At 62.4% G+C, this 6,788-nt stretch carries 8 protein-coding genes; 2 read left to right on the top strand and 6 right to left on the bottom strand.

Features of this window, described 5'->3' with window-relative positions:
* From EN750_RS12595 to EN750_RS12575, 5 genes are all read right to left on the bottom strand, one after another.
* Positions 1-193 (bottom strand): SRPBCC family protein (locus EN750_RS12595; RefSeq protein WP_145967605.1); only part of this gene is annotated, 193 nt, incomplete at its 3' end.
* Positions 194-323: 130 nt separating this feature from the next.
* Complete coding sequence (locus tag EN750_RS12590; RefSeq protein ID WP_127396616.1) at positions 324-1,151, bottom strand: AraC family transcriptional regulator; 828 nt, start codon at positions 1,149-1,151, stop codon at positions 324-326.
* A gap of 173 nt (positions 1,152-1,324) precedes the next feature.
* On the bottom strand, positions 1,325-2,092 hold the full coding sequence (locus EN750_RS12585) for an SDR family oxidoreductase (protein WP_127396615.1): 768 nt from the start codon (positions 2,090-2,092) through the stop codon (positions 1,325-1,327).
* An 87-nt stretch (positions 2,093-2,179) separates the two neighbouring features.
* Positions 2,180-3,178, bottom strand: a complete 999-nt coding sequence (locus tag EN750_RS12580; RefSeq protein ID WP_127266789.1) for an ABC transporter permease — start codon at positions 3,176-3,178, stop codon at positions 2,180-2,182.
* A gap of 41 nt (positions 3,179-3,219) precedes the next feature.
* Positions 3,220-3,960: an ATP-binding cassette domain-containing protein gene (locus EN750_RS12575; RefSeq protein ID WP_013530854.1), complete on the bottom strand. Its 741-nt coding sequence runs from the start codon at positions 3,958-3,960 to the stop codon at positions 3,220-3,222.
* Between the two features lie 464 nt (positions 3,961-4,424).
* Between EN750_RS12575 and EN750_RS12570 the strand changes: the two genes are divergently transcribed.
* Both EN750_RS12570 and EN750_RS12565 read left to right on the top strand, forming a co-directional pair.
* Positions 4,425-5,414, top strand: a complete 990-nt coding sequence (locus EN750_RS12570) for a sugar-binding protein (protein WP_127396614.1) — start codon at positions 4,425-4,427, stop codon at positions 5,412-5,414.
* 198 nt (positions 5,415-5,612) lie between these two features.
* Positions 5,613-6,395 carry a FadR/GntR family transcriptional regulator gene (locus tag EN750_RS12565; RefSeq protein ID WP_127396613.1) on the top strand — a complete coding sequence of 261 codons (783 nt, stop codon included), beginning with the start codon at positions 5,613-5,615 and terminating at the stop codon, positions 6,393-6,395.
* A 24-nt stretch (positions 6,396-6,419) separates the two neighbouring features.
* Here EN750_RS12565 and EN750_RS12560 read toward each other — a convergent pair.
* The coding region (locus EN750_RS12560) for an NAD-binding protein (protein WP_145967603.1) at positions 6,420-6,788 on the bottom strand (369 nt) is incomplete at its 5' end.

Here is a 6,788-nt window from a genome sequence, read left to right as displayed (position 1 = left end):
TTTCGCGCAGGCGGGCGCCGCTGGCGAGCTGGAAATTGCGCACGCAGCCGATCGTGGTGGCATCCTTGCCGTCTTCAATGTGGCTCTCCACCATGCGCGGATGCCAGCCCGGCAGCCCGTTGAAGTCGCGTATGCGCGCCCAGACCTTTTCGACCGGCGCGTCGATGACGCTGGATATGGTGACTTTGGCCATTCAAATGTTCCCTTGCAAAAGCGATCCGGTGCAAGGGTAGGGCGGCCATTTCAACGGCGCTTATCAATGCGTCTTGAGCGTGTATCAAGGAGTCTGAAAAACAGTCGACCTTGACTAAACGAGGACAGGCTCAGGCAATCGCCCGCGCGGCCTCACGGTAGAGCGTCGGCGGCACGCCGACATGGTCGCGGAAAAAACGCGAGAAATTGCCCTGCGTGGTGAAGCCGAGATTGCAGGCGACCGAGATCAGCGGCTCCCGCGACCATTGCAGCTGCCGCACCGCTTCCTCCATGCGCAGCGTGTTCCAGTAGACATTGGGCGTCAGATTGGTCTGTTCCTTGAACAAAGCGAAGAAATGCGGTCGCGACAGGCCGACGCTGCGCGCCACGTCGTCGAAGCAGATGCGCTCGCAGACATTGGCCTTCATCAGCTGGATTGCCTTGCGGACACGGAAATCCTGCATGGTGTTGATGCGGACACGGGCCTCCTGCGGCGCCGAGGCGTCGGCGGCGTCGAGCACGCTATCGATGAAACGCTCGATCTCGTAGTTGGCGATATCGTCGACGCTCTCATTGTCGCTGAGGTGGTCGAGCAGATTGGCGGCGGCCTGATGCAGCCACGGTTCCAGCGTGATCGCGGCTTGTGTAAACAGCGGTGCCGACGAAGGCAGGTCGCGGCGGCGCCGCGCCAAGTCGGGATCGATGTAGAAGGCGAGAAACAGACCGGGCGTCCCGTTTTGCGACAGAACATGGCTGTGCGGCTGGAAGGAGTTGATGCCGGCGGCCGTTCCAGGTCCAAGCCGGACGGTCTCGCGGCCGATGGTCATTTCGCCGGCCGTACCTTCCAGCCAGATGATCAGATGGGCCTCGACATGGGCATGGGTGACGAAGTCGCTTGCGACATTCAGGATAGATACATGTCCGAACCGGCCCCAGTAGAGCCTGATCGCTTCCGTCATGGGTATATCCTCCCGCAGACGACTGGCCTCCCTTCGTCTGCAACAGGGATTGTGCGGCTGAGTTCGGGGCCGCGTCAAGACGCGCGGGGGCGGCGAGGGCGAATGACGGCCGATGCGGCCGGATTTTCAGACTGAGCGATAGGTTTCCCCTTCTCCCAAGGGAAGAACGCCCCTCAAACCGAAGCCGTCATGCCGCCATCGACATACAGCGTATGGCCGTTGATGAAAGACGATGCGTCGGAGGCAAGGAACACGGCGGCGCCGATCAGCTCGTCGACATTGCCCCAGCGCCCCGCCGGCGTGCGCTTTTCCAGCCAGGCGGAAAATTCGGGATTGTCGACCAGCGCCTGGTTCATCTCGGTGCGGAAATAGCCGGGTGCGATCGCATTGATCTGCAGTCCGTGTTTGGCCCAATCGGCGCACATGCCCCTTGTCAGGTTGCGGATCGCGCCCTTGGTGGCGGTGTAGGGCGCGATGTTCGGCCTCGCCAGTTCGCTCTGCACCGAACCGATGTTGATGATCTTGCCCTTGCCGCGCGGGATCATGTGGCGGGCGACCGCCTTGCTGACATGGAAGGCGCCCGACACATTGGTCTTGAACAGGCGCTCCCATTGCTCCTCGGGAAAGTCCTCGAGCGGGGCGCGGAACTGCACGCCGGCATTGTTGATGAGGATGTCGATGGCGCCGATCTCGGCCTCGATGCGGGCAATGTCCTCGTTGACCGCCTGAAAATCGGTGACGTCGAAGGTCGAGGCGTGCGCCTTGAAGCCGGCATTGCGCAGCTTTTCGACGGCACCGCCGATCCTGGCGGCGTCGCGGCCGTTCAGCACCACGCTTGCCCCATGTTCAGCCATGCCCCGAGCCAGCGCGAAGCCGATGCCCTGGCCGGAGCCAGTCACCAGCGCCAGCCGCCCCTCGAGGCTGAACAGGGAGTTGGCCATCAAACCGTCTTTTGTTTGACCATGATCTCCGGACAAACGGTTCCGTTTGTCCGAGAAAACCGGTTTCCACTTTTCGGGATCATGGTTCTAGTCACTGCGGCGGAAATTGCGGATGCGGTCGAACAGAACCGCCAGCAGAATGGCGCCGCCGATGAACACGCCTTGCCAGAAGGCATTGATGCCGAGCAGGCCGAGACTGTTGCGGATCACCTCGATCAGGGCCGCACCGACGATGGCGCCAAAGGCGGTGCCGACGCCGCCAGCCAGATTGGCGCCGCCGATGACGGTTGCGGCGATTACCTGCAGCTCCATGCCGGTGCCGAGATTGGTGGTGACGGCGCCCAGCCAGCCGGTCTGGATGATGCCGGCAATGCCGGCCGACAGCGCCGAGATCATGTAGACGGCAACCTTGATCTGACGCACCGGAACGCCGGTCAGCGTTGCCGCGTGCTCGTTGCCGCCAATGGCGAAGATGTGGCGGCCGAACTTCGTCCAGCGCAGGATAAAGCCGGTGATCAGCGCCAGAAGGATCATGTAAAGCACCGGATTGGCGATGCCGAACACCCAGGCGCCGCCGCCCAATGACAGAAGCTTGGCGTGGTCCGGCCCGAACTGGAAGACGACGGTGTTGTTGGAGGCGACCATGGCGAGGCTGCGGGCGATCGACAGCATGCCGAGCGTCACCACAAAGGGTGGAAAGCCGAGATAGGCGATCAGCACGCCGTTGAAGGCGCCAATGGCGAGCGCGGTGGCAATGGAGGCCAGGATGCCGACCTCGATCGAGTAGCCGGCATGCATGGTGACGGCCAGAACCATTGACGACAGGCACAGCACCGAACCGACCGACAGGTCGATGCCGCCGGTAATGATGACGAAGGTCATGCCGAGCGCGATGATGGCGACGAAGGTGATGTTGCGGGTGATGTTGTAGAGGTTCTTCGAGGTGGCGAAGGCGTCGGTGGCAAACGATAGGAACACGCAGGCAAGGATGACCGCGATCACCACCCAGAAGGTCTGGCTGGCAAACACTCTCGCGGCCAAGGATTGCTGCTTGTGTTCGATCGGCTGGTCAATTGTCAGTGCCATCGTCGACCTTCATCTGCTGTGCGTGGTGAAATTCGCTGAAATCAAACCTGTTCGATGGCGCCGGTGATCAGCCCGGTGACTTCCTCGGGCGAGCTCGACGCAATCGTCTTGTCGGCGACCTTGCGGCCGCGCCGCATGACGATGACGCGGTCGGCGACGGTGAAGACGTCAGGCATTCGGTGGCTGATCAGCACGACGGCGATGCCCTGATCGCGCAAATGGCGGATCAGGTTCAGCACTTCGGCGACCTGGCGCACCGAGATCGCCGCCGTCGGTTCGTCCATCAGCACGATCTTGGCCTGCGACAGCATGGTGCGGGCGATCGCCACCGCCTGGCGCTGGCCACCCGACATCTGCTTGACGAGGTCGCGCGGACGGGTTTCGGACTTCAATTCGGCAAAGAGCTGGCCGGCACGCTTGTACATCGAGGCATAGTCGAGGATGCGGAACGGCCCGACGCCGCGCCGCAGCTCGCGGCCGAGATAGACGTTGGCGGCGGCGGTCAGATTGTTGCAGAGCGCAAGGTCCTGGTGGACGATCTCGATGCCGTGCTGGCGGGCTTCCGCCGGCTTGTGCAGGATCAATTCCTTGCCGTCCATGTGCATGGTGCCATGGCTCGGGCGGAAATTGCCGGCGATCATCTTGACCAGCGTCGACTTGCCGGCGCCGTTGTCGCCCATGAGGCCGACCACCTGTCCGGGCTCGATCGACAGCGAAACGTCGTTGACAGCCTGGATGGCGCCGAAATGCCTAGAGATGTTGGTGAGTTCGAGAACCGCCACCAGCCTTTGCCTCCCCGTGATTTGCGACCTGCCGCTGTTCCCGGCGTGGATGCCGACGCTGCTTAGGCCTCGCTCTCCCCGGCTCCTCCCGAAGACGGCGTTAGCGTTCTTTTACGCAAAAGCCGGCGCACGTCAATCAATTGTCGGACGAATTGGGCCAGGACTATTTTAAAAATCCGTTTTGTAGGACAAATAGCATTGACGTTGGCGCCAAGCCGATATTAGCTAAGCGTCGGAGGAGATTATGCCGATCCCCGCTGGCGGTTCGCCGGCCGGAATTGGCGGAGGTTTGACGGCCCAGCATCCGGCGACACCTGTGTGTGAGCTGATCTGAAGCCGAATCTGGAAATGCTTATCGATCTGTCCTGGCGACACGAGCGCTCGAAACGACCCTCGGTCATCACGCATCCGGTCGATCTGTATGGCGGGCACGCCGTGTCCGTTTGTTTCAAGGGAGGACTGACATGAGGAAGACACTTTTGCTCGCCGCCGTCGCCGCAATGGCGTTGGGTGCCGGGCCGGCTTTGGCCAAGAAACAGCTCGTCATTGTCGTGAAAGGTCTCGACAATCCGTTCTTCGAGGCCATCCACCAGGGCTGCGAGAAATGGAACAAGGAAAACGCCAGCTCGGAGTATGAATGCTTCTACACCGGTCCGGCGTCGACTTCGGACGAGGCCGGCGAGGCGCAGATCGTCCAGGACATGCTGAGCAAGGCCGACACGGTGGCGATGGCCATCTCGCCGTCCAATGCGCCGCTGATCGCGCAGACGATCAAGAGCGCCAATCCGACGATCCCGATCATGACGGTCGATGCCGATCTCAGCAAGGAAGACGCAGGTCTTCGCAAGACCTATCTCGGTACCGACAATTACCTGATGGGCAAGAAGATCGGCGAGTACATCAAGAAGGGCAAGCCGAATGGTGGCACGATCTGCACCATCGAAGGCAACCCGGCAGCCGACAACATCCTGCGCCGTGCGCAAGGCATGCGTGACGCACTGTCGGGCAAGGAAGGCCTTGCCGCACTTGCCGGTGAAGGTGGCTGGACCGAAGTCGCCGGCTGCCCGGTGTTCACCAATGACGACGGCGCCAAGGGCGTACAAGCGATGACCGACATCCTCGCCGCCAACCCCAAGCTGGACGCCTTCGGCATCATGGGCGGCTGGCCGCTGTTCGGCGCGCCGCAGCCCTATCGCGATCTGTTCGGGCCGCTCAAGGACCGGATCGCCAGCAACGACTTCGTCATCGGCGCCGCCGACACGATCGGCGACGAAGTGGCGATCGCTCGTGACGGCCTCGTGACGGCTCTGGTCGGTCAGCGGCCGTTCGAAATGGGTTACAAGGCACCGTCGGTGATGATCGACCTGATCGAAGGCAAGGCAGTCGCCGATCCGGTGTTCACCGGCCTCGACGAGTGCACCAAGGATACGGTCGACACCTGCATCCAGAAGTAGGTTCTCGATTTCGGGGCGCCCGGTTGCGGGCGCCCCGTCATTCCTGAACGGAAGCGATAATTCCCGAACGGACGCAATGGTTGGGGCAACCGGCTCCGGCTTTGCCGTGCCCGTGATCTGGATTTTTCGGCAACGAGATCGGCGCCCGTGCGGTTCGGCTCAATCCGGACGACAGACGGTCGACGCATTGGAACGTGGATGCCGGACGAGAAGTCAAGCAAGCAAACCGACCGGGCCAAGGCACAAGCCAGCCACGGCCCGGCTGTCATGCGCAAGGCCGGTGCCGCGCATTTTGCGGGAGCGAGCGTCCATGTCTCGCTGGCCGGCGAGATTGGCCTGCGGATCGTGCGTGGCGACTATCCGCCCGGCACCATCCTGCCCAACGAGTCCAGATGGGCCGAGATCTTCAATGTCAGCCGTTCGGCGGTGCGCGAAGCCATCAAGATGCTGATGGCGAAAAGCCTGCTGGCCTCACGCCCCAAGATCGGCAGCTGGGTCGAGCCGAAGGAGCGCTGGAACCTGCTCGATCGCGACGTGCTGGCCTGGTACGCGACGGCGCCCGACCGCGAGGCGTTCCTGCGAACCGTGCAGGAGTTTCGTCATATCATCGAGCCGGAAGCGTCGGCCTTTGCCGCCATACGGCGCAGCGACGAGCAAATGGCGGAAATCAGCCAGGCCTGCCGCGAGATGGGCGAGGCCTTGAGCCTGCAGGAGCGTATCCGCGCCGATACGCGCTTTCATCTGGCCATCCTGCGCGCCTCCGGCAACGACCTCCTGGTGCCGCTCGGCGTGCTGATCGAGTCGGCGCTCGACCATCTCTTCGCATTCACGACGCAGCAGGTCGCCGATCAACGCCAGGCGCAGAAGCTGCATGAGGCGATCGAAAAGAACATCCGCCTGCAGCGCCCAGCCGCCGCGCGCAACGCCGTGCACAAGCTGCTTGCAGATACCGACGATGGGATAGGGCGGTGGAGGCGGTGATCGGCGCCAGCCTTGGGCAATCGGTTAAATGGTCTGCTTCTTCCCATTCTTCATCGGCATCAGGTCGACACCGTTCACCCCCGCGATATGCGTTGCCAGCATCGGCACGAATTGCTCGGCCGGCCCGGTTGCATGGGCACCGGCGAAGGAGTTCTTGGTGGCGTTGCCGAGCGGATTGGCAATACCGGCCGCACCCGCCATCGATTCCAGATAGGTCAGGTCCTTGAAGGCATTGGCGATGGTGAATTTGTGCGCGTCGCGGTCACCTTCCAGCGTCCAGCGCATGAAGGTCTGGTAGAAGCCGCAATCCATGCGGCCATTGCGAATGACGCTGTCGAAGCGTGGCGGCGAGATGCCGACCTTCTCAGCCAGCGCCAGCGCCTCGGAATAGAT

The organism is Mesorhizobium sp. M7A.F.Ca.ET.027.03.2.1 (genome assembly GCF_003999175.1).
Classification (GTDB): domain Bacteria; phylum Pseudomonadota; class Alphaproteobacteria; order Rhizobiales; family Rhizobiaceae; genus Mesorhizobium.
Note: the sequence above shows the minus strand (reverse complement) of the source record. Positions and strands in the feature narration are given on the sequence as shown.

Coding starts and splice junctions, on each gene's coding strand:
- EN750_RS12590 (WP_127396616.1), bottom strand. CDS start 1,151: ATGACGGAAGCGATCAGGCTCTACTGGGGCCGGTTCGGACATGTATCT.
- EN750_RS12585 (WP_127396615.1), bottom strand. CDS start 2,092: ATGGCCAACTCCCTGTTCAGCCTCGAGGGGCGGCTGGCGCTGGTGACT.
- EN750_RS12570 (WP_127396614.1), top strand. CDS start 4,425: ATGAGGAAGACACTTTTGCTCGCCGCCGTCGCCGCAATGGCGTTGGGT.
- EN750_RS12580 (WP_127266789.1), bottom strand. CDS start 3,178: ATGGCACTGACAATTGACCAGCCGATCGAACACAAGCAGCAATCCTTG.
- EN750_RS12565 (WP_127396613.1), top strand. CDS start 5,613: ATGCCGGACGAGAAGTCAAGCAAGCAAACCGACCGGGCCAAGGCACAA.